Below are 23727 nucleotides of genomic sequence, written 5' to 3'. Positions count from 1 at the left end.
AAGCTGAGGCTTTCGGAGATATCGGCTCAATGTCCTTCGACCGCGAAGACGATTTCCGCGAAGGCCGGAACCGTCTTTTCGCGGAGCCAGTCGCGCTGCAGTTCGCAGGCGAACTGAACCCAGCTGACGGGCACCGCCCCTGCTTGCAGAATGCGTTCGAGCCCGGCCCGGTGTGCCTCCATGGAGGTGCCCCCGACGGCATCGACCACTGCATAAACCTCGAAACCGTCGCGCAATGCATCGAGCGCGGGAAAGGCCAGGCAGACCTCGGTCCAGAGAGCGGCCATAACGAGCTTCTTTCGGCCGGTTGCCCTGACAGCGTCGGCAAAGTCCTTGTCTTCCCATGCATTAATCGCGGTGCGGTCGATCGCTTCAACGGCCGGGAAGATGTCGCGCAGTTGGTGAATGAGAGGCTGGTTGCGACCGGTATTGACGTTCACTGTCGTCAACACGACAGGTACATCATAGAGTTTCGCCGTCTTCGCCAGCGCTACAATGTTGCTGACAAGGGTCCGCCGGTCCATTGACGCTACGGAGGTTACCTGGACCGGTTGATAGTCGATGATCACGACGGCGCAGTTGCTGGGTGTTAAGAGGTGGTCCTCGACTTGATTGCGCGTGGGTCGGCTTGCCATGGGTCTGTGCCTTCAGGTGCTGTACTTGGCCATGTTGCCGGGCAGCTATCTGGCGAGAAAATCCGTGACCAGCTTTATCGTGGCGTCGGGATTCTCCTCCATGATCCAATGTCCGGAGCCGGGTATGATCCCGGCGGTCACATCGGTTGCGACAAAGCGCAGAACATCCGCCTGACCCGCGCCGAAGGATTTTTCGGCACCCAGCGCCAGCACCGGCATGGCAACCTTGCCGCCCTTTTCGACGAATTCCTTGTTGTCGGCCGCATCCTGGTTGAACGCGGCGAACTGCTCGAAGGCATCGTGCATGGCACGCGGTCGGGCGTAGAGCTTCGAATAATGCTTACGGGTCGCTTCATCGATGGCCTTGGGGTTCGCCGACAGCTCATTCCAGAAGCGATCGAGATAGATGCGCTCTCTGCCCGCAACCAATCGCTCCATGTCGGGGCCGCGGAAGTTGAAGTGCCACAAGAGCGGCAAGCGGATGATGTTTTCCCAATCGCCGATGCCTGGCAGCGGCGCATCGATGACGGCCCAGCGTGTGACGCGGTCGCGATACTGGGCGACGAAGGCATAGCCGACCATGTTGCCGATGTCGTGGGTGACGAGATCCACCTTGTCGATCTTCAGATGATCCAGGATGCCGGCAATGTCGAGCGCCTGGTTTTTCTTGGTGTAGCCGGTATCTGGATGGGCCGAGAGCCCCATGCCGCGCAGGTCCGGCACGATTACGGTATGGTCCTTCATCAGCCTGGCGGCGAGCGGCGCCCACATGTCGCCGCTGTCGCCAAAGCCGTGCAGCAAGAGCACCGCAGGCCCCTTGCCGCCAACTCGGACGTAAAGGCTGGTGCCGTTGGTGTCGATCGACTGCGCCTTAAATTCAGACGGAAAGGGGACAATCCGAGCCGACGCCGGCAACGTAAGAAGCATCACGCCTAACGCCGCTATCACTATCTTGAGCATGTTGTTCTCCCGAAGCTTTGAGCATGTGAATCGAGCTGTGTCGGCCCGGCTGACGACCTGGCCTCGGGAACAATAGGTTTCCGTGCTCCTATTGGATTGCTCGAATCTGACCTGGATTGAAGGAAGCAGCCCTTTTCTCGCGCCGCCCTTGCGCGCGGACGATTTTTTCGTTCCGAGCGAAACCAAGGGTGATAGGCTGTTGTCCCACGGTCGAGGGCGCGTCATGGACAGAAGTGGGGGAATGGTTGACGATGCTGGCGCGAAGCTGAAACTGCTCGAGCAAGAACTTGCCCATGCGAGGAGCGAGCTCGATGCCAGCCGGAAGATTTCAGCTCAGCTCACCGAAGAGAAGGAGGCACTTCGTATCCATGCGGACCGGCGGCAGTGGGAGGCGGGCTTCCGGCTGGCGACTGATACGACACCCGGATTGATCTGGTTCGGCCGAGCGGACGGTTCGGTCGAATTTCTGAACAGCCAATGGTGTGCCTACACCGGGCTCAGCATGGAGGAGGGGTTGGGCTGGAACTGGGTAAGCGTCATCCATCCGGAGGATCTCCCCGGCCTGATCGAACATTGGGGCGAGATCATCAAGTCGGCACGTCCAGACGAGCATGAAGCGCGGATGCGCCGGTTCGACGGCGCGTATCGATGGTTTTTATTGCGCTGCGCGCCGCTACTCGACGAGTCGGGCGCCGTGATTCGATGGTACGGCACGAATACGGACATCGAAGAGCGTAAACGCGTAGAGCAGGCGCTCAGTGCTTCAGAAAATGTATCGCGTGGCCAGGCCGAGGCACTCAAGAGCACGCTCGATGCACTGGCGATGGAACCCGTCGCCGACAAGTTGGTGGAACACGTGCTGCGCATCATCACCGAGCAATTCGGAGCTCATAGCATCAGCGTCTGGCGACGGGATCCCGCGACTGGAATGATAGGCATCGAGATGGCCTTCGAAGAGGGCCGGGTGGTAACCAGCGCCGATCCGCGGTTCGCCGGAATGGACAAGTGGCTGCCGATGGAAGAGCGCTGGCCTTGGCCGGAGGTCTTTCGTACGGGTAAGCCCAGCCTCATTGAAGACATCCGCACGGTCCCGGCATTTTCTCTGCGCGATCGTCTGCTGCCGATGGGCATTATCACTGTGTTGCTGGTGCCAATGTTCGTCGCTGGCCATCTTGAAGGGGCGATCGGTCTTCGCTTTGTCGAGAAACGGGTGTTTGGCACGGAGGAGATGGACCTTGCTCAGGCTTTGGCCAACCAAGTGATGCTGATGATCCAGTTCGCGCGCCTTTCCACTCAGACCCGCGAAACGGCCGTGATCGCGGAACGCAATCGCATCGCTCGCGACATACACGACACTCTTGCCCAAGGGCTGACGGGCGTGATCGTGCAGTTGGAAGCCGCCGAGGACGCAAACCTGCGGGGGCTTTCTGCGGAAGCTGGAGAGCATCTGGACCGCGCCCGCCGCCTGGCTCGCGAAAGTCTTAACGAAGCCCGGCGTTCAGTACACGCGTTGCGTCCGCAGGCATTGGCCGACAGCAATCTCAGCGGAGCGCTGGCGGAGTTATTCACGAAGATGACGGCAGGAACGAGCCTGAAACTGGATTTCGCGGTGCTTGGCGCACCACGATCACTGCCTCCCGATTCGGAAGAGAATCTGTTTCGTATCGGCCAGGAGATCCTTACGAACGCCTTGCGTCATGCACGGGCGAAACTGGTTGTCGCCAAGCTGATCTTTCTACCGGGAGAAGTCTGCCTTGATCTGACCGATGACGGACGTGGCTTTGATCCTTCGAGCAAGAATGATGGATACGGTTTGCTTGGAATCAGGGAGCGGGTCGAAAGAATAGGCGGTCGGCTCGTTGTTCAAAGCTCGCCAGCAAAGGGCACGGCCGTGCGGATCACCTTGCCCTCGCACGAGGCTTGAACGTCATGAGCGTTGCGCCCGAAAAAATGCCAAAGGCCAAGATCAGGGTTCTAATTGCCGACGACCACGTAACGGTGCGCGAAGGCTTGGCCGCAATCATCGGCCGTCAGCCGGACATGCTGGTCGTCGCGGAAGCCGCAACCGGCCGTGATGCCGTCGATTTCTGGCGGCAGCAGCATCCTGACGTCGTGCTGCTCGACCTGCGTATGCCGGTTCTCGACGGTGTCGCGGCTATGGGCGAAATCCGGCAGCAGGATCCTTCCGCGCGCGTTGTCGTTTTGACGACCTTCGACACGGACCATGAGATTTCCCGCGCCATCAAAGCCGGTGCCCGTGGCTACCTGTTGAAGGACGCTCAGCGGGAAGATCTACTCGACTGCATTCGCAAGGTTCATGCAGGCGAAATCTGTATCCCGTCGCTGCTGGTCGCAAAGCTTGCAGCTGCCGTCAGCAGCGAAGAACTCAGCGGCCGCGAGATGCACGTGCTGACGCTGCTGGCGCAAGGCAAGGGGAACAAGGAGATCGGCCTAAATCTGCACATCAGCGAAACGACTGTGAAGTCGCATTTACGCAGCATCTTCAACAAGCTCAATGTTCTAAGCCGGACCGAAGCGATCTCCGTCGCCAGCCGGCGGGGTCTGGTTCAGCTTTAGCAGATCACAGGCTCAAGGTCTTCTCGCGCTTCTGTCGGCGTCCCGGCTGCGCTTGCGGGCTTCGTTCGAAAGTATGAGTCGACGCCGGGCCATTGGAAGTATCGGAAATTCCACCGCTTCACCAATTTCGCGAGACCTCCGCGAAGTGCATCCTATCGGCATTGCAGAGACGTTGTGCTGCCGCGAGGGACAACCGGTGAACAGTCAAACGACCGATCGTTTAGGCGAAACGACGACGGGCTTCATGGCAGCCGCCGAGAAAAGGGTTGCGCACAGACAGATGCTATGCTTGACCGGCGTTAGTGTCGAAGTCGCCCACCTGCATGGTCCCGGTAGGCATCTGGAGGACCTAGGGTCAAACCGGCCGCGACTGACCGCGATCCTGGAGCAGATCGGCGGCCGCGCGGAAATGCTTCTGACGCCCTTCTGCCCGACCCAGTCCATGCCTCCCTCCGCGGGAGGGGCTGTCAGACATCTCACCTTCGTGCCAGCCGGGGTACCTCTCTGGCAGTTTACCCGACAGTGCCACTACATCCGCCGGCTGGTCGTCGATTTCGATCTTCCTGAACTGGCGGTACACTTCGGTGAAGCCTTCGAGTTTACATCCCGCCTTACGCCGCGTGTAATGTTCCACGACAACCGCCTCCTGGCTCTGGTTGAATTGCTGGCCGATGCCTGCATTCACACCCACCCAGATGATCGCCTCTATGGAGATAGCCTCGCCCTGGCGATATCGTACAATCTGTTCGGCTTGAGAGGGCAGGAGGAAAAACGGGGTGGACTTGCCCCCGCACGGCTCCGCCGAGTGACCGTGCTCATGGAGCAGAGTCTACCCAGAGCCATCCCTTTAAAGGACTTGGCCGATATGATCGGACTTTCCGAGGGCTATTTTGCTCGTGCTTTCAAGGCTTCTACAGGAATGTCGCCGCATCGCTGGTATCTTGCCGCGAAGATACGAGAAGCACAAAAAGCGCTGCTTCAAACAAGCGACGCGCTGGCTCAAGTGGCACTTGCCAACGGATTTGCCGATCAGAGCCATTTTACGCGTGCCTTCAGAACGATCACTGGCTACTCACCCGGGGCTTGGCGCAGGAGCCATCCGACACAGGAATCCGATTTTGCCGCTGCCTAAGGCGCGATACATCGCGCCTGGGCGTCCTAACTTGCTCGATCGCGTATCGATCAAACAATAAGGCCGCCCCGGTTAGTCCGGGACGGTTATTGATTTATGATGAAAGTGTTTGCGGGGACGGCCAGCCACTGAAACCGACATTCGCTGGTCGTCAGGTTTTGATCGTGGCTGTGAAGTCTGAAATGGCGCAGATATTCGGAAGAAGTCACCGCTTCCTTGTTTGTCATTTCGGCAGACCAAAACGAGTGCTTACCGCGTTATCGCCGCATTCCGAGCTTCACCAATCGTCGTCCGCTAGCCTCAAGGGACTGCCCTCCCAATGAATGTTCGAGATGATCGAATTGAAGCCCGAAGAACGAACCCGCTGCGCGGGATGGGCGCGTGGGGTGAGGTAGAGATCACGAGCCGGACGTCGCGCTCGCATTGAGGGTGGTTCGGCAGCGGCAGAGCATCACGGGCTTCTTCAACAAGGAGCCTGACCATGCCCTATCCTGTTCTTGATGCACCTATCAGTCCACTTCGTCAGCGGCTGATCGACGACATGAACATGCGGCGTTTCTCACGGGAGACGCAGCGCAACTATCTGGGCGACATCGGACGCCTGGCGACGTTCCTCGGGCGTTCACCAGACACAGCGACCACCGACGACCTGCGCCGGTTCCAGATCGAGCAGCAGGACGACGGTGTTCCCGTGCCGAGGATGAACAGCATCGTGTCGGCGCTGCGCTTCTTCTTCACACATACGGTCGATCGTCCCGATCTGGCGACGGGCCTGCGCAAGAGCTACGAGCAGATGGAAGTGTTGAAAGGCATCGACTTCGAGATGGCCGCCGGCCAGAGATCGCGCTGATCGGCCCCTCGGGCTCGGGCAAGGCCACCTGCCTGCGCTGCCTGAGGAGCCGAGCGCCGGGAAATCCATCTCGATGGCGAACGGATCGGCGTCAACCGCGGCCGGCCGATGAACGATCGCCCTTCGCCCCGCAACGCGCCGAAATGCGAATGGTCTTCCAGCTGTCCAATCTCTGGCCGCATCTTTCGGTGACGGAGAACGTCGCGATCGCCGTGCGCAAGGTGCGCGGGCTTCCCGCCAGGGAAGCGAAGGAGCTGGCGCTGGAGATGCTCGCCAAGGTCCACATGACCCACCGCGTCCACGACGAACCAACCTCGGCGCTCGATCCGGAACTGGGTGCATGAGGTGCTGAAGCGGCCGGCAGGACGAACTTGCCGTCGACCTGCTTGAACTGGGCTCATTTCTCCTCCAGCCTCTTTCGAAACATCACCGAATGCGGCAATGATCGGTCCGAGGGACACGGAAAGAAAGAGTATCCCTGCCACGGGCGATACGCGGAAAGCTGTACTGTGACTCGCAGGTGTCACAGCTTTCCTACTCCGTTGTGCTGGCTTTTTTTCTGCGCCGATTGGTGTGCGACTGCGCGACGGCCACTTTCAACTCGGGTGTGATCTCCAACGGCGCGTTCCCATGTGGGTTCTGGAGCCCCTCGACGTGGACGGTCGGGAATGGGAGTTCGATGCCCTGCTCCTTGAAGACCTGGCGGAGACGTACATAGAATTTGCGTTTCATGTTGAAGGCGCCTCCCGGTCTGGTTGTGGCCTTGACCCTCAATACGATGCCGTACTCGCCGAACTCCTGTACGCCCTGCATTTTGATCGGTTCGAGCACCCAGTGTTTGAACTCGGGATCTTCCGCCAGTTCGAGCCCGATCCGCTTGATTAGCTTGCGGGCGAAGTCGATATCGGTGTCATAGCCGACGGTGATATTGAATTTGTCGATAACCCAGTCACGGCTCTGGTTCTGAACTGCCCCGAGTTCACCGAAAGGTATCGTGAACAGCGGACCACGATGGTGGCGCAACTTCACCGAGCGCAGCGAAAAGCTTTCCACAGTACCCTTGTAATTGCCCGAGGAAATATATTCGCCGACACGAAACGCATCATCGAGCAGAAAAAACACGCCCGAAATGATGTCCTTGACGATGGTTTGTGCCCCAAAGCCCACCGCGACGCCGACGACGCCAGCGCCAGCGATCAGCGGGCCAATCTGGATACCCAGCGAGGCGAGCATCATAAGCACCGCCATCACTATGATCGATGCGAGCAGAATGTTCTGGAGGATAGGCAAGAGCGTGTGCAGCCGCGCCTGCTGCGGATCGAGGATCGGGACGTCCTCGTCGCCGATCACAGGGTGCGGTGTTTCGATGCCCAGCTTTCGTTCGATCAAAGCTTTGATGATCGACCAGCCGAAATCGGCTGCGAGGGCAATGACCACGACATTGATCAGGCCGCGCAATACGACCGTGGTCGTCGTATCGCTGTCCCGCATCGACTGCATGTCCAGGCCCCAGACACGCGCGAGAAAATAAGCCGCCGCCAGGATCAAGATCATCCGGACTCCGCGGTCGATGACAGCGATCGTCACCGCCGGGATCGTAGGCCGGCCAGCATCCTCCGAACCCGGCCGCAGGACGAAATTGACCCCGCGCTGCGTCAGCACGACCGCCAAAGGCAGGAAGAATGCGGCGAAGGTAAACCAGAATAATATATTGAGGCCGGCGATGCGCAGCAGGAACAGAACGACGAAATAAGCAGTCAATAGCCATGTCGCTGCCGTGTGGCCGCTTTGGTGCGCACCGTCTCGCTGTGTTCTTGGTCGACGCCAAACCGCAAGCAGCAAGAGCAACAGCAGTACGAAATCGGCGCCCGTTGACAGGACCAGCATTCCGTCCCGATCGATGCCGAGACCCGGCAAGAGGATAAACGCCGCGCCGAAGAAGGCTAAGACGCCGACGATCCGGGGTAGCCAATAGAACCAATGGTCGGCCGTTTCGTTGGTGATCGGCAAAGCACGAACCTCGACGGCGTTCTCGACTTTCATGAAGGAAGGGACGAGCATGGCTGCGAGGTACATGCGCACACCCGCCGTAACGACCGCAGCCATCAGAAATGTCAGCACGATCTCGCGGATAAGCATTGGCCAGTCGAACAACATGAACGCGCCGGCGCTGCCCAGCGCGAACGATACGATCAGCAGGCTGGAATAAAGCGTGCGGCCGCCAATCTTCTTGGCTCGCCCAATCGGCGTATCCTTCGACTGCGCGATGATCCAGAGACGAAACGGACGGGTGAGCCTGTACATTGCCCAGGTGAGCGCCACGCCGGCGGCGATGAAGATCGCAATCAGCATGAATACGCCGGCAGAGCCCTTGCTTGACATGTCGTCCATGGTCTCCGTGCGAACGCGCGCGAACTGACCTGGCAGCAAGGGCACGGTTCGCGCAATTCTTTCGATATGATGCTTGATCCGATCGAGCGTCGAGGATGCCATCGTATTCATCTGGCCCGGTGCGGCCGCGGGGTCGGACGATATGTCGGCCGGCGAAGCTCCCGCCTCGGCAGGCGCTCCCGTCGGCCCGGAGCCCTGCTTTCGCTGTTCGGCCACCCAGGCCTTCACTGACGGATCGTCGAGAAGCTCGAACAGCTGTTTGACCTTTTCAGGCGGGACGGCCGCCGGCGCCTGTGCCTGTACCGGACCGGCCAACAAGAGGGCGATCCCAAGGACGAGCGGCCCGGCAATCACCGCCAGCAGTGCCGTCAGATCTCCGAAATGTCGTACCGGGCGCGCCAGATACCCGGCTCCCAATCGTCGATTCATGAGTGGCATCGTGGTTTAACCTTCCCTCAAATCGGCAGGCAACGACGTCTATGTCCGCCATTACTCCTACCTTGAAGAAGCCGAAGTTGTGGTGCAAGACTTCATCGTTCCGAGCTAGACCGTTGCGCCGGGCACGTTTTTGACATTCGCCGACTCTTGCCGAAGAAAACGAAAGCTCGATGATCCAGGACAATGCTACCGCAGGCGGTGTGATACCGATGTTCGATGCCAAGAAAACCATCGGCGCAACGCTTGCCGGCATCCGCCGGAAGACCTACCAGGTACTGGATATAGTCGTGATGGATGACGGGTCGACGGACGGATCGGCGTCGATTGTGACGGCCTGCGCCGAGAAAGACCAACGCATCCTGTTCCACCTTCGAACCAGGCGCGGGTAGGACGGCGTGGCGTCTAATCCCTTGGTTTCAATCGTGGTTCCTGCGCACAACGCGGAGGTAACGCTGGCGCGCGCGCTCGATTGCCTTCTCGATCAGGAAATAGTGGATTGGGAGGCGATCATCGTCGACGACGCCTCCACGGACCGCACCCTCGCTATCATTGCCGGTTATGTGGAGCACGATGCCCGATTTCGGGCGTTGAGGTCTTGCGCGTATAGCGCCGCCGGCGCGCGCAATAGCGGGATTTCGACAGCGCGCGGCCAATGGCTCATGTTTCTGGACGCGGACGATTGGGTGGATGCCAGCTTCCTTGCGAAAATGCTGGCCGCATTGAAAACCACGCCCGATGCAGTGGCCGCCTATTGCGGTTCTCGGCGCGTGATGCCCGATGGCGAACTCACCCCGTCGAGCATCTCAACTGAGGTTGCGATCCAGCCCTTCGAAACTTTCGCCCGCCGGTGTGCCATTCGCACTCACGCGTTGCTGGTCGACCGGGAGACAATTGTCGAGTTGGGCGGTTTCGATGTGTCGCTGCGCACCTGCGAGGACTGGGATCTGTGGCAGCGCCTCGCACGTCTAGGCAAAAATTGGGTGATGGTCGACGAGCCGCTCGCTTTCTATAGCGTCAGCCCCAACTCGCTCTCCCGCAATTCGACGCAGATGCTGGCAGATGCGGAAATCGTGATCGCCCGCGGCTTTTCTCCTGATCCCAGGGTCAAACACCCAGCATCGGCTCACGCCAATGGAGCGATCGAGGCGAACGGCCGCACCGCTTCCCAGGCACTCGCGTGGTTCGCACTGTGGAACGCCGCGTCGGATTGCGGCGGCGGCTCGCACTCGATCAACCCGCAGTCCCTGCGCGCGCTCCCGGCAGGACGTAAGTGGGCGCGTGAGGTCGCCAAGGTGGTCTTCGATGGCCTTTTGGTAGGAAGCCTATCGGTGCCAACGCAACTGGCTGCCAGATGGGAGAGGTTCGGCGGCTCTCTCACCGAGCTGATCATCGAACTCGGCAAGATCTGGGACGATCCCGCTGCGGGTCGCCGCGTCCAGTATCACCTTGAGCAAATGCTTCTCGACTTCGACGATCTCGCCGCGCCGCGCAGGCTGGCACGGACACTGGGAATTCGCGCCGACGCTCGAAATCCGATCTCGATAGAATTGCCGGAAGGAATCGACCAAATTTATGCCTATCTGATGGTGGACGGCCGGATCGGGGCCCGCGTGCAGTTCGGCGCGCTCGGGAAAGTGACAAGGAGCCATTGGATTAAGCTGGCCTCGCAGAGCGGCGTTGCCGACGATTCAAACCTGTCTGCAGCCGAGGCTTCGTTGCCCATGGCGGAGCATCCGTCTGATCCGGACAGCCACTTCGGCGAACTCGCCCGATTGGTCGCTGAAGCGCAGGGGCTGGTTCGGTCGAGCGCCGAAATTACAGAGCCTCTTGCAGTGCCGCGCCGTCCACGGGCCGCGGATGACCACGACAATGATCGCACGTCTTTCTGGAATCGTTATTTCGCGACGGAGGACCCCTGGAACTACAGTTCACCCTATGAGCAGGAAAAATATGAGCGGCAGCTCGAAATTCTGCCTGCCGGTCCTATCGGACGGGCGCTTGAGCTGGCCTGCGCGGAGGGCCACTTCACGCGGCAGCTGGCGCCGCGAGTGGGCCATTTGACCGCAACCGACATCTCCGCCATAGCCATCGGGCGCGCGCGCGCGCGATGCAGCGATCAGCCGAATGTTGAATTCGGTGTGCTGGATTTCTCGGCGGACACGCTGCCAGGTGGGATGGATCTGATCGTCTGTTCGGAAGTGCTCTACTACCTGGATGATCTCGCCGAGTTGCGGCGTATCGCCAAGAAATTTGTTGAGGCGTTGGCGCCTGGCGGCAGTTTCATCAGCGCACACGCATTCGTACTCCGTGACAATGTTGAAAGGACGGGCTTCGACTGGAACACTTTCGGCGCACAAGCGATCTCAGAGACGCTGGCAGCGACTGAAGGCCTCGTCCTCGAGCAATCGATCCAGACCGAGCTCTATCGCATAGACCGCTTCCACCGCCTGTCACCAGACGACGTGGCGACGGAACCGATGATTGATCATGTGCCGATCCGCGCACCCATCGGTATTGGGGTCGCGCGAAATATCGTTTGGGGCGGGGCACGGGCCTTGCGCCGCGACGTCGCACGTAGCGAGCGGCGGCAGCGTATCCCTGTCCTTATGTATCACAGCGTCGCCGATGATGGTCCGGCCGCGCTCGCCCGTTTTCGGTGCACGCCCGCCGCATTCGAAGGCCAGATGGCATGGCTGCGTTCCAATGGCTTTCACGCGATTATGTCCGAGCAGCTGGAATGGTCCATTGCCAACCGCCACCCTTTCGTTGGCCGCCCAGTGCTCATCACTTTCGATGACGGCTTCCAGAACTTTGCCGACCATGCCTGGCCGACCTTGCGCAAGAACGACCTGACCGCGGAAGTATTCCTGGTGACGGACTTGGTGGGCAAAAGTGCCCAGTGGGACGCCCACAGTGGTCCGCCGACGCAGCTTATGGACGCCGGGATGGTGCGACGCCTCGCCGGCGAAGGTGCGTTCTTCGGAAGCCATCTGGCGACGCATCGCGCGATCGATGGTCTGTCGAGTTTTGACTTGGCCGCCGAGCTCCTGCGTTCTCGTATGTTCATCGAACGGTGGACCGGTCGTCCAACCACGACGTTCGCGGCACCCTTCTCTGTCACCGACCGACGGCTTGGCCGGCTGGCCAAAGAGTGCGGCTATCGGATCGGCTTCGGCGGCAAACACGGGCCGGCGGACCTCGATTGCGACCCCATCGACCTTCCGCGCATCGAGGTTCGCGGGGATCGCTCGCTCGACGACTTTGTTGCCACTGTCGAGGCCGTGCTCGAATGAACGGTGAACAAACCTCTTCTGCTTTTTTGTCGGTGTCCGCCGACTACCTTGGTCGCAAGTCTATTGGGCGACCTGGGACACGGCTGACATCAGCTCCTGCGGGTTCGGCGCCCCAAACATATGTCGCCCACCCTCTGGCACCTCCGTGAAGCTCCAGCGGACGACCCCCTGCCGGTCCAGCAGGAATTGACCGATCAGTTGTCCGTGTCCCGTTGCCATCATCTGCTCGTCGGCCTCGGTCACTTCGTAATGGTCCTTCTTGTCGAGGAATTCGCTGGCCGCAAAAGGATCCATGGGAGCGGGCAACTCGCCTGGTATGTCGACCCGCATATCCTTTGCCGCTGTCATCGAGACCTTGTACGGCCAGTTCGTTTCGTCTTGGGTGAATTCGAGGTTGGGCAGTCCAAAGGCACGATGTGAAGCGCGTTCGGGGTCGGAAGCCGCAAGCAGATTCGGCATCGGGTGGTAGCGGAAATAGAGACGCGCCCGCTCAATCGGCGTGTTGACCACCGTCAGGCTTTCCACCCCCTTTTCGCGCAGTTCCGGATCAAGCCGCGCCTGGGCTGCGATATGGCGCCGGCAGAACGCACAATGGAGACCTCGAAACAGGCCGACCAGCACCGGTTTTTGTCCGCGGAAGTCGTCAAGCGCGATCTTGCCTTCCTGGGTGATGGCGTCGAGCACCACGTTCGGCGCACGATCGCCCGGTTGAAGCGGTACCAAGTCAATACGCGCGGACATTTTTCAACCTCCCACCCGGCTAATCGAGAAAAGGCAGCACCACAAGCGCTTCCGGGTCGAGCCCGTGCTGGGCGCATATTCCCTGCGCCAGGGAAAAGTAGCGTTCAGCCTCGGCCAGATTGTCGAGGTCGAGGTTAAGCGTTGCAAGGCCATCATAGCACGGAAACAGCAGTTGGGGCTCACTCGTTTCGCGCGCTACGTCCAGTGCTTCTTGGAACAAGCCAACCGCCAGTTCCGGACGACCGTTGCACTGGTGGATCTGCCCAAGCACGATCAACGGCACCGGCAGGTGCTCGCGCTGGTCGAGCGCCCGGTCGATCTCGATGGCCTTCTCGGCAGCAGGCACGCCCTCCGTTGGGCAGCGATCCGTGAAAGTGCAACAAGCAACCGCCAGGTTGGCGAGGAGGCGCGCCTGGAAGCCCAAATCACCAATATGGCGCGCCACTTCAAGACCGCGGCGACAGACCTTTATGGCCTGTGCCGGATCGATGGTCGTGTAGAGCACGCCGAGATTGGTGTAGCCGCGGCAGGCCGCGCCCAGCAGACTGGCGGCTTCGGCCAATTCGATGCTGCGCTCAATCTGACGCACGGCTTCATGGTCTCGCCCAAGGCGAGCCAGCGCAACAGCCTTGGTATTGAGTGCCTCGGCGGTCACAAGAGTGGCATCACGCCCCATCTCTGAGACATGCTCGGCTGTCAGAGTGCGTACGCAATCCAGCGCCGCGTCTGCCCATTTTGCCGCAAGAGCGTGATCTCCGCCACGAAACGCCTGTCGGCCACGTTCTTGCCAGAGATGCGCCTGCTCGACCGGGGCATCCGCGCCATCGAGAAGCGCTGCCGCTTCGGCATAACGGGATTCTGCGTGGTCCCGCTTGCCGACGTCCCAGAACAGCCGACCGATCTTGCGCAAAACTCGCGCCGAAGCGACGCGATCGGCGGACTCGCGATATGCCCGCAAGACCGTCTCGTAGTGCTGGTGCGCGATCTCGCGGCGGCCTAGCGGACCGCTCAAATCGGCAATGCGCTCTGCAATTGCCAGTTTGAGCGGTGTTTGCCCGACCGCGCCCAACGCAGTCATGGCTCGCTCGTAGAAACGAAGGGCGTCGTCGTTGGCATATATCATGCGAGCGCGATCGCCCGCCGCCTGCAGGTATTGCGCGCCCCTTTCCCGCTCGGCGCTCTGTGCGAAATGATGGCCGAGCACGGTCAAATCCTCGAGCCGCTCCGGCTTGTCGCCGCACAGTTGCTCCAAGGCGGCACCGATCCGCCCGTGGATGTCGGTCCGGCGTTGCAGGAGCAGATTCTGATAGATCACGTCCTGCAGCAATGTTTGCGTAAAGCGGTAGCTTTGCGATGAGACCGAACCTGATCCGGCAACTTCCTCGATGATTTCCGCATCGCAAAGCAGTTCGCAGCCGGCTTCCAGGCGGCCTGGGTCGGCTGTCACGGCTTTTAGAAGTGTGGCATCGAAGCGTGGGCCGATTACCGCGGCTTCCTGGGCCAACCGCCGCACCTCTTGGGGCAGCCGGTCGACGCGGGCAAGCAACATTGCCTGGATAGTGGCGGGAATGCCGGTTGCGACTTCGCCTGCCACAGTCCGCCATCGCTGGCCCTCGCGCACCAGAATACCGCGATCGATAAGGCCACGAACAATCTCCTCTATGAAAAGCGGGTTGCCGCCCGCGCGCTCGAGGATCTGGTCGGGAAGCCCTCCTGCGGTGTTTACCCAGCTCTCGCCGAAAAGCGCCGCCAGCAGGCTACGACCGTCATCACCGTTGAGCGGCGAAAGCCTGAGCGCCGTGTGACTGACTCGACTTGAGTCGAGCTGGTCGTTGTGCGGCGCCGGACGATGCGTGACCAGCAACATCAACCGCGTGCGTTCCAACCTGTCCATCACGAAACGCAGTGCCTCGAGCGACACGGCGTCGGCCCAGTGGAGGTCTTCGACGACAATCAACAGCGGCGACAACGCAAGCCGCCGTTCGATGATCGTGCGGATCGCGTAGAGAATTTGCCGCCGCAGTTGCTCGGGCTCGACATACTGCAAGGTGGCGTCGGGGTCGCCAAGCCCAAGCACATGGTAGAGCAAAGGCATCAGCCGCTTCACCTCCTCGCCCTGCAGGCCGAGATCGGTAAGCAAGTCTGCGAGCTTGCCCCGCATTTCCTCCCCATTGTCGTTTTGCATCATCCCGGCAGCGCTGCGCACCACTGCACCCAAAGCGCCGAATGATTGTTCGCCAAGCGGCGAGCACGTGGCCTGCCGCACGGCGACGTTGCGAAAACGATCCTCGTCGCCGACGCGGGCGACGAACTCCCTCACCAGCCGCGATTTCCCGATACCGGCTTCTCCGACGAGGCGGACAAGCTGGGCCGAGCCGCCGCACGCCTGATCAAGGCTGGCCAGCATTCTATTGAGCTCCGCACCGCGGCCTATTATCGGCGCGCTGAGGCCGAGCGCCTCGAGCCCGCGCGCTGCACGCGGCGCCGCAAGCGGTCCATCCAGTCGGTGGACGAGCACGCTGCCAGCCTTGCCGCGAAGCACGACATCACCCAGCGACTCGTAAGCAAAGGCATGCCGGGTCAGCCTGTGAGTGAGCTCGCCAACCAGCACCTCACCCGGTGCGGCCATTGATTGCAGGCGTTGCGCCGTGTTCACCGTATCGCCGGTCACCGAATAGGATTTGGCGGTACCGATGCCCAATCCCCCAGTAACGACCGGACCAGTGTTTATGCCGATGTGAAGCAACAGAGGCGAGCCGGAGTGGAAGGTGCTTTCGCCGAGCCGTGCCGTCCGGGCCATCATGTCGAGAGCGGCGCGAAGCGCACGTTCCGGATCGTCCTCATGCGCGACCGGTGCACCGAACAAGGCAAGCAGTGCATCGCCGATGAACTTGTCGACGAAACCGCCAAAGTTTCGCACTGCCGCTGTCAATTCCTTGAACAGTTCGTTCTGCAGCGTTTGCATGACCTCTGGGTCGAGCTGCTCGCTGAGTGTGGTGAAGCCGCAAAGGTCGGCGAACAAGACCGTTACCGTCCTGCGATCGGCGTCAGAGACGGGATGCAGCCCGTCTTCGCTTTCGATGTTTGCAAGCAGCGACGGAGTTCGAGAAGGCGGCACAATGGTCCGGCTTGGTGTCGGATCAGGCCGTTCGACGGCTTTTGCCGGCGCACCGACGCTTGTCCCACATTTCGGACAGAACTCGAAATCAGGTGCGCAGACGTAGCCACAACTGGAGCATGGCACGGGCTGGCGCCTGCCACACCTCGGACAGAAAGCGTAACCGTCCTCAACCTCGAAACCGCAGCCCGCGCAGTCCATCGAACAAGACCTCCCCAGGGGCCGTGACGGCGTGATCTAGCTACGCACTTCACGGCCGGGTATTCACACAAGGATGAACCGATAGCCGTCGACCAGCAAGCGGCAACGCAAATGGGCATCGAGCGATTAGTGTGGGTTCTGTGGCAGAGCGCTGTCGATTCGGGCGGCTGCCTGGCCGTCCCTTGCGAAAGTTCCCTCTTACCCTCCGTCTTCCTGCTATCCTGGAGATGAGGAGACGACCCATGAGCGAGAATCGTAAGCTAGCGGCAATCCTGGCTGCCGATGTGGTCGGATACAGCCGGCTCGCGAGCGCGGACGAAGATCGTACTTTGGCGAGGTTGCGGGCGCTGCGCAGCGACCTGATCGATCCGACCATCGAAGTGCACCACGGGCGGGTGATCAAACGCACCGGGGATGGGGCGCTGGTTGAGTTCCGCAGTGTGGTGGATGCCGTGCGCTGCGCCGTTGAGGTTCAGAATGGTATGGTCGAGCGCAATGCCGGCGTGCCGCAGGACCGCCGCATCGAGTTCAGGATCGGCATCCATCTGGGGGATGTGGTCGAAGAGAGCGACGGCGACCTGATGGGCGACGGCGTCAACATCGCCTCGCGTTTGGAGGGTGTCGCGGCGCCCGGCACCATCTGTCTGTCCGAGGATGCCTATCGCCAGGTCAAGGCCAGGCTCGACCTCTCGGTCAGCGATCTCGGCAGCACGCAGCTCAAGAACATCGCCGAGCCGATCCGGGTCTATTCGCTGCAAGTCGGCAGCGCCGGGACCAAGGCGGCCGCGACCTTGGAAGCCGCGACGAGCCGGCCGGCGACGACAGCGCCGCCGAGACTGTCGATCGCCGTCCTGCCGTTCGCCAACATGAGCGGTGACGCCGAACAGGACTACTTCGCCGACGGCATCTCTGAAGACATCATCACGGCGCTGTCCAAGCTGTCGCAGCTTTTCGTCATCGCACGCAATTCGTCATTCACCTTCAAGGGCCAGAATGTCCATGTGCAGGAGGTGGGCGCGAAGCTCGGCGTGCGGCATGTACTCGAGGGCAGCGTACGCAAGTCGGGGAACAGGGTGCGCATCACGGCGCAGCTCATCGATGCGACCTCGGGCGGCCATCTTTGGGCGGAGCGGTTCGATCGCGACCTGACCGACATATTCGCCGTGCAGGACGACGTGACGCAGCAGATCGTCGGTGCGCTGGCGCTCAATCTGACCGAGGGTGACCGTCAGCGGCTGGCGCCCGAGCACCCGCGCGACATGGAGGCGTATGATCGTTTCATGCGGGGCCGGGAGCTGTGGTACCGGCTGACGAAAGAGACCAACGTCGCAGCCCGCGACCTCTTGCAAGGCGCCATCGAGCAGGACCCGAAGTTTGCCGCTGCCCACGCCTTCCTCGCCCTGACGCACGGGCTCGATTACCTGAACAGGTGGAGTGGGTCGCCGCCGGAATCGATAGCGCAAGCGGAAGAGGCTGCGACGCGAGCGGTAACGCTGGATGAGAGCGATCCCTGGGCGCACTGGGCGTTGGCTATCGTCAAGCTGTATACACGACGGCACGATAAGGCCATCAACGAAGCCGAGCACGCGATAGCCCTCAATCCGAACTTCGCCGAAGGGCACGTGATCCTCGGCGAGGCGCTGCACTATTCGGGCAGGTCCGAAGAGGCGCTCGAGAGTTTCGCCCGGGGCAAGACCTTGAATCCATACTTTCCGGATGTGCTTCTGCATTTCCAGGCTTTGGCATCGTTTCAACTCGGAAGGTACGAAGAGGCCGTTGACCTCTTGCTGCAACGGCTGGCTCGCAACGCTGCCACCGATGTCTCGCGCGCGCTTCTGGCCGCCAGCTACGGCCATCTGGGCCGTTTCGACGAGGCCCGTGGGGCATGGCAGGAGGTGCTGCGCGTCAATCCGGACTATTCGCTGGACTACCGACGCAAAGTCTTGCCCTACAAGAACCCTGCCGATTTCGAACTCGTCGTGGACGGGCTCCGCAAGGCCGGTATCGTGCAATGACAGGTGAGGCCAAGTCAGGTCTGGCCTTGAACTGCAGCCGATCGCGATGGAGCCTCCGTAACCGTTTTGTTTCCGTTTGACTGCTGCTAACCCTCAAGGAAGCGGCCGGATCAGACGCCAGAGGCTCACCGATAAACCGCCGTCGCTTGCGGTTGCACCCTAGAAAAACAGCCTGAGATAAGGGCTGAAGTGAGGCTCAGGTCGCCTTGATCTCTGCCTGGCCGACCTTGCGCCACCGGGCGTCTTCGCGAACGAGTTTCAGGTCGTCGGTCGTCTCGGCAAATGTCCGCAAACGATATTGCCGGAGCAGTTCCGGGAAGAGCGCCCCCTCGGGTAGGCCGGCAAGCTGCTCGCGGACCGAGATCTTTTCATCGATGACCCGCATTCCCCAGGCATTTTCCCGAACCTGCAGCTCCGCAGCCAGATCGCGCTCTTCCGGCGCGTTTTCGTCTAGCGCAGCCAGCAGGATCGAGTGGAAAAGCGCTACATAGCCAATCTGTCTCAATCCGCCCACAACCCGCACGCGCGGCAATATGGCAAGAACGAGGAACATCAGGAACAAGTTCGGCAGCAGCACGCCGTCCAGCAGCGCCTGCTTGAGATACGGCCGCTCGAACGGGACGGAAAGACCATGCGGCCTGTCGGGCTCGATCAGGTGCCCGTTCTCGAGGACGAGCTTGCGCACGCGCTCCTCGCGGATGCCCCAGAAATAGGCCGTGGTATTGGGCAGGAATCTGCCAAATGGGCTCGATGCGGCCTCTTGCAAGGCACGTTCGAGACGCTGGCGCCTTGCGGGCTCAACGAGCAGCCTGGACAGAAGGCTGTCGTCATGTTCCAGATGCCGAGCCATGGCAGCCGCGGCGAGCCGATCATCGATGAAAACCGGCAGGGCCATGCCGGATCGATCCCAATTGGCGACCAGATCCTGGTTGAAGGCTGTCAGCGCATCGGCAGCGGTTCCAAACACCTTGTCTTGACTGGCAAGCAGTGTGCCCAGCCAGCGGCTGGCATCCGTTTCATCGCCCACCGCTTCGAGCGCGCGCTTGTTGAGGGAGACGGGACCGGCCACGCAGACACTTTTGCGGCACAGTTTGTGGCGCCCCATGCCGAACAGGTTGATCTTGTCGTCGCCGACATCGAGCCATCCCGGCCCCTCCCGGCTAATTGTTTCCATGGTCATCGTCGTTCCCATGAAGCCGAAGAAGGCCGACAGCCCGTTTTCGACCGCGCCGAGCCAAGCAATCAGGAGGGCATCGAAGGTGATCCGGTCCATCAGAAGCAGGCAGTGCAGGCCGGACTGAATCACCGGTCTGTGCTCGAACTCTTCGAGGGCCTTGCCGATCTCCTCAGGCTGCATAATCACACCGAGGCGCTGATGCAGGACTTCGCGCAGGATCGAGCGGGCAGCGATCGCGGGGCCGGATGTGGGCCTTGCCACCGGCCGCCACAGATGGCGGGCGTAGTCGGAAACCGGTGCATTCCAGTTCTGCTCGATGTCACGCACGACTTCCGGGCAGAGTGGCGACAGCAAAGCCAGAATTTCCACCGGAGGCGTAGGGGTCGGGTCAAAGACGGCGGTCATTGGTTCCCGTCAGCCGCTTGCGGTGCAGAGGCCAAGGGAACCAGACTTGCTGGACGCGCTCGGCCCACGCAACGCGATCAAATGGTGTAAGACGAAATTGACCGTATCCCACGGAGTTCTCCATCAGCAATCACCCGTTCGCCGACTCGGCACAAAATGTCAGATCGGCTGCACGGCCAAGGCCAACAGCGGATCTCAGAACCGCAGCCGGGCCATGCTCAGGAGGTCGTGGTACCGCCCGTCGGTAAAACCGGCCTTCACATGCCGACCTTCGATCTCGAAGCCGTGGCTCGTGTAAAGACGGATAGCCGGTTCGTTGTCGGCATAGACGGTCAATTCGACCCGCTTCAGGGCCCGCCAGTTGTCGGCCACGTCAAGCAGCGCGCCAAGTATGGCGGAGCCGATCCCCTTGCCGACAAAGGCGTCGTGAAGGCCGATGTTGATCTCGCCGATATGCGAACGGCGCGGCGAGCCCTGTACGATCAGGCTGCCATGGCCGACGATCTTGCCGTCCACCTCCGCAACGATCCAGGTGGTTTCCTGGCCGGACTTGGCGATACGCCGCTCCACCTGCTCCACCCTCTCGAAAGGCATCCTGAACGTGCCCCAGCGGAAACCCGGCATGTTGAAGATAGCGCAAAGCGCCTCCGCATCGCTTGACCGGATGGGTCGGAGCTGTGGCCGGATCTTCTCGGACGATGGCGAGGTCGTGCTGGTCATGACGTTCCCGGCGAAGGCAATCGGTCCGGCACGATGCACCGGACCTCACCTGGAAATCCAGCCGTGTCTGCAAGCTATGATGCCGATTGCGAGCTAAAATACCGGGAGGCGGCGTAGAGTTTGAAGACGCCGCTGATGCCGATCCAGCCGAAAAGAGCGAGCCAGCACAACGTCCCGGTCGCCGCCCAGTCGATCCGGTGCACCGCAGCGTCGGTGATGACGAGGCCAACGGCGGCAAGCAGGCCAACCAAAAACTGCGCCAGCCCTAGCACCAGCAGTTCCTCGCGCGGCGCGTTTTTCCAGAGGAGATATACGCCGCCGGCGCCGGCGAGGAAGATGGCGCTGTAGACCTGGGCGTGGAAGGGATCGACCGGCCATGGCCAACTGCTGCTGACCACCCGGGGAAACAGCAACATGCCGACGCCGTATAGCCCAAGGATCGCCGTTTCCGCTGACATGTAGCCGCGCCATGCGGGGGTTAAGGCCACGCCTTTTACCGAAGGACGGGCCCTGGCCCGCCACAGGAACAGCCCGGATACCGCGGCCGAGGCAAGATAGACCAAAAACCACAGCCACGGCGCTTTGCGCTCGAAGTTGAAATAGCCGAGATTGATGAACGAAGCCGCCGAGACGATGACCGTGAAGATGAAGGCCATGACCAGCACGAGCCTGCCGGGCGACCAGCGGTTCCAGAACAGCAGCGCCGCCATCACGACCATTTCGGCGGTGTAGAAGCCTCCGAGGAAGCGGGCATTGAACGGCGTCACGGCCCAAGGCCACCTCGGCTTGACCAGCACAGGCGCGAAAAACAGGCCCGCGCCCACGATCAAGACGATGATGACCGCCACCGAAAAAAGGCGCAGGGCCGCGGGAAATGGCGGATTGTCGGATGTCGGCATGGGAGAGAGTCCCCAAGGTGAATGCCCGTGGACCATCATAGTGCCGCTTGCGGCCGGTGAAAATCTGCCGAATGGAATTGAACCGTCATCAGGTTTGTCTATTCGAATGGTCGCACGGTCCGTTTCGAAGTAAAATGCAGCGGCCGGACCAAGGAGCGGTCCGGTCAACATGGCTTGGGCGCATTTTCGGAGCCTGCACGATGAACGAAGTTCAGGATCTGTTCTCGCTTTTGCGGCAATCACCAGATGTCGATCCACTGACAATCGACGCGATCCAGCGAACCATCGCGGAAGGCGGGGACCGTGAGCTTTGCCGCATCAATGCGCCGGCCTTCGCCAGCAAGCATGGCCTCGACGAGGAGCGCACCATAGGCGCCTTTCTCCATGCGGCGCGGGTCGGCATCTTCGACATTTCGTGGAATGTTCTGTGCCCCGGCTGTGGCGGCGTGCTCGACACCAACGCCACGCTGAAAACGGTGCAGAAGGACGAATACACCTGCACGCTGTGCGCCGAGGGTTATTCACCGACCCTCGACGAGATGGTCGAGGTGACGTTCACCGTCAGTCCCCGCATACGCAGGATCGCCGCCCACAATCCGCATGAGCTGCCGTTGATGGAGTATTTCCGGCAGATCTACTGGGCGTCCGGCGTCGATCTGCCGGATGAAGACTTCGCGAAAAGGATGGAAGAGATCTCGCTGGAGGACATCGAGCTTGCGCCCGGTGAAAAGGCGGTTCTGACCGTACAGCTTCCGTCCGATTTCATCATCGTCTTCGAGCCGGTTACCCATTCGGTGCAGTTCATCGACGTGAAGGGTGAGCCGACAAAGGAGCGCCGAAGCCTTTCGTTGGTCTTCGACCGCGACCATGTCCAGAGCCAGACGCTGGAGATGCAACCCGGGCCGTTGCGCATTTCGCTGGAGAACAGGACCGACACACGCGTGCTGCCGACGGTTTTCATCGCCAGTCAGGGCTTGCACGATCTGCTGGGCAGGCGCCGGCCCTTCCTCACAGCCAAGCGCCTGCTCACCAATCAGACGTTCCGCGATCTCTATCGCACGGATACGCTCGACATCAACCAGCGCCTGAAGATCACCAGCCTGACCTTCCTGTTCACCGACCTGCGCGGATCGACCGCGCTTTACGAGCGGGTGGGCGATCTTTCGGCCTTCGATCTCGTGCGCGCGCATTTTCAGGTTCTGCACGAGATCGTCGCGGCGGAGGCTGGCGCGGTGGTGAAGACGATCGGCGATGCGGTGATGGCGACCTTCGCGACGCCTGATCGTGCAATTGCCGCGGCCCTCAGGATGCGCGATGCCATGCGTGCGCTCAACGACGAGAGCGGGCGCGAGGATCTGCTGCTCAAGATCGGAATCCATTCCGGCCCCTGCATCGCCGTGTCTATGAACGAGCGACAGGACTATTTCGGCCAGACGGTCAACATTGCATCGCGGGTCCAGAATCTTGCCAATGCACAGGCGATCTTCGCCACTCGTGCGGTGGTCGACGACAATCTCACCGCCGATCTGTTGCAAAGGAAGGCGCTGACGCCCGTGCCTCATGAGGTCTCGCTGCGCGGCATTGAGCGGGAGATAGCAGTCTATACGATCCCTTGAAGACTTGGTCCCTAAAGACCCGTCTCCACCCTCACACGCGCTTGCAGAGAAAATAACGATCGGCGGGCTCCGGAGTCGGCGCCGGCAGGCGTTGCAGCTGCGGGTGATCGAGCGGCGTGCCGCTCACCGCGAAGCCGCCGACGCGAAGCATGCGCGCAATCAGATCGGGAAGCCAGGTGGCAGTCACTGCATCGCGATCGTCATAGCCGGTGCCTATGTCGGCATGGACGAGAGCGGCGTCGATGCCGATGAACCTCCTCGCCGTCTCGCGTATATCGCCGAGCACGAGATTTTCAGCTTCGGGAATTGAGCTGGCGTGTGCGCCAACTTCGCGGTCGAACACCACGATCCGGCGTCCGGGCAGGCGCTCGCGCAGATGGTGGAACGTCCGGCCATTGCCGAGGCCAAGTTCGAGCACAAGCCCCTCCATCTTCGCCACCTCGGGGCAGATTTGATTGAGAATGTCGCGCTGTGCGGTCATCCGGCTGATGAAATTGTCGAGGCGACTCATATGCGATTGTATGTCCTGAACCAGCAGCCCCGATCGAGGCTTGCCGCA

General features: G+C 61.1%; 18 protein-coding genes. 9 read left to right on the top strand and 9 right to left on the bottom strand.

Annotation, left to right across the window (positions count from 1 at the left end; genetic code table 11):
• Positions 1-26 precede the first annotated feature (26 nt).
• Together LB526_RS09905 and LB526_RS09900 are read right to left on the bottom strand one after the other, a co-directional pair.
• Complete coding sequence (locus LB526_RS09905) at positions 27-635, bottom strand: hydrolase (RefSeq protein ID WP_224627457.1); 609 nt, start codon at positions 633-635, stop codon at positions 27-29.
• Positions 636-680: 45 nt separating this feature from the next.
• On the bottom strand, positions 681-1595 hold the full coding sequence (locus LB526_RS09900) for an alpha/beta fold hydrolase (protein ID WP_224545075.1): 915 nt from the start codon (positions 1593-1595) through the stop codon (positions 681-683).
• A 241-nt stretch (positions 1596-1836) separates the two neighbouring features.
• Between LB526_RS09900 and LB526_RS09895 the strand changes: the two genes are divergently transcribed.
• From LB526_RS09895 to LB526_RS09875, 5 genes are all read left to right on the top strand, one after another.
• Entirely contained in the window at positions 1837-3519 is a 1683-nt protein-coding gene (locus LB526_RS09895) for a histidine kinase (protein WP_224627456.1), read from the top strand.
• Positions 3520-3524: 5 nt separating this feature from the next.
• Positions 3525-4172, top strand: a complete 648-nt coding sequence (locus tag LB526_RS09890) for a response regulator (protein ID WP_224627455.1) — start codon at positions 3525-3527, stop codon at positions 4170-4172.
• 196 nt (positions 4173-4368) lie between these two features.
• Positions 4369-5304 carry a helix-turn-helix domain-containing protein gene (locus LB526_RS29695; RefSeq protein WP_224627454.1) on the top strand — a complete coding sequence of 312 codons (936 nt, stop codon included), beginning with the start codon at positions 4369-4371 and terminating at the stop codon, positions 5302-5304.
• A 481-nt stretch (positions 5305-5785) separates the two neighbouring features.
• Positions 5786-6154, top strand: coding sequence for a phage integrase N-terminal SAM-like domain-containing protein (locus LB526_RS09880; RefSeq protein WP_224523679.1), 369 nt, complete (start codon positions 5786-5788; stop codon positions 6152-6154).
• The gene (locus LB526_RS09875; protein ID WP_224627511.1) at positions 6145-6498 is read left to right on the top strand and encodes an ATP-binding cassette domain-containing protein; all 354 of its coding nucleotides are present in this window, start codon (positions 6145-6147) and stop codon (positions 6496-6498) included. Before LB526_RS09880 ends, LB526_RS09875 begins: the two co-directional genes overlap by 10 nt.
• Positions 6499-6688: 190 nt before the next feature.
• On the opposite strand, the gene LB526_RS09870 is transcribed toward LB526_RS09875, so the two are convergent.
• Positions 6689-8974, bottom strand: coding sequence for a mechanosensitive ion channel family protein (locus tag LB526_RS09870; RefSeq protein ID WP_224627452.1), 2286 nt, complete (start codon positions 8972-8974; stop codon positions 6689-6691).
• A 179-nt stretch (positions 8975-9153) separates the two neighbouring features.
• On the opposite strand from LB526_RS09870, the gene LB526_RS09865 reads away from it, so the two are divergent.
• Both LB526_RS09865 and LB526_RS09860 read left to right on the top strand, forming a co-directional pair.
• Positions 9154-9372: a glycosyltransferase family 2 protein gene (locus LB526_RS09865; protein ID WP_140846269.1), complete on the top strand. Its 219-nt coding sequence runs from the start codon at positions 9154-9156 to the stop codon at positions 9370-9372.
• A 6-nt stretch (positions 9373-9378) separates the two neighbouring features.
• On the top strand, positions 9379-12276 hold the full coding sequence (locus tag LB526_RS09860; protein WP_411967360.1) for a glycosyltransferase: 2898 nt from the start codon (positions 9379-9381) through the stop codon (positions 12274-12276).
• A 60-nt stretch (positions 12277-12336) separates the two neighbouring features.
• Here LB526_RS09860 and LB526_RS09855 read toward each other — a convergent pair whose 3' ends face one another.
• On the bottom strand, positions 12337-13017 hold the full coding sequence (locus LB526_RS09855; protein ID WP_224627448.1) for a redoxin domain-containing protein: 681 nt from the start codon (positions 13015-13017) through the stop codon (positions 12337-12339).
• A gap of 19 nt (positions 13018-13036) precedes the next feature.
• Complete coding sequence (locus LB526_RS09850) at positions 13037-16336, bottom strand: adenylate/guanylate cyclase domain-containing protein (RefSeq protein WP_224627447.1); 3300 nt, start codon at positions 16334-16336, stop codon at positions 13037-13039.
• 242 nt (positions 16337-16578) lie between these two features.
• On the opposite strand from LB526_RS09850, the gene LB526_RS09845 reads away from it, so the two are divergent.
• Positions 16579-18351: an adenylate/guanylate cyclase domain-containing protein gene (locus LB526_RS09845; protein WP_224627445.1), complete on the top strand. Its 1773-nt coding sequence runs from the start codon at positions 16579-16581 to the stop codon at positions 18349-18351.
• A gap of 196 nt (positions 18352-18547) precedes the next feature.
• Here the strand turns inward: LB526_RS09845 and LB526_RS09840 are convergent, their stop codons facing one another.
• The 3 genes from LB526_RS09840 to LB526_RS09830 form a co-directional block, all read right to left on the bottom strand.
• A complete protein-coding gene (locus tag LB526_RS09840; protein ID WP_224627444.1) occupies positions 18548-19933 on the bottom strand; it encodes a hypothetical protein in 1386 nt (461 codons plus the stop codon).
• Positions 19934-20128: 195 nt separating this feature from the next.
• Positions 20129-20653 carry a GNAT family N-acetyltransferase gene (locus LB526_RS09835; protein ID WP_140846263.1) on the bottom strand — a complete coding sequence of 175 codons (525 nt, stop codon included), beginning with the start codon at positions 20651-20653 and terminating at the stop codon, positions 20129-20131.
• A 74-nt stretch (positions 20654-20727) separates the two neighbouring features.
• Positions 20728-21552 carry a hypothetical protein gene (locus tag LB526_RS09830; protein WP_224627443.1) on the bottom strand — a complete coding sequence of 275 codons (825 nt, stop codon included), beginning with the start codon at positions 21550-21552 and terminating at the stop codon, positions 20728-20730.
• 200 nt (positions 21553-21752) lie between these two features.
• On the opposite strand from LB526_RS09830, the gene LB526_RS09825 reads away from it, so the two are divergent.
• Positions 21753-23168 (top strand): adenylate/guanylate cyclase domain-containing protein, encoded by a 1416-nt coding sequence (locus LB526_RS09825; RefSeq protein ID WP_224545065.1) that lies wholly within the window; start codon positions 21753-21755, stop codon positions 23166-23168.
• 31 nt (positions 23169-23199) lie between these two features.
• On the opposite strand, the gene LB526_RS09820 is transcribed toward LB526_RS09825, so the two are convergent.
• Positions 23200-23679 (bottom strand): class I SAM-dependent methyltransferase, encoded by a 480-nt coding sequence (locus LB526_RS09820; RefSeq protein WP_140846271.1) that lies wholly within the window; start codon positions 23677-23679, stop codon positions 23200-23202.
• Positions 23680-23727 lie beyond the last annotated feature (48 nt).

Origin of the sequence: Mesorhizobium sp. CA6 (assembly GCF_020165035.1) — a bacterium.
Taxonomy (GTDB): domain Bacteria; phylum Pseudomonadota; class Alphaproteobacteria; order Rhizobiales; family Rhizobiaceae; genus Mesorhizobium.
This window is presented reverse-complemented; position numbering and strand designations above follow the sequence as displayed.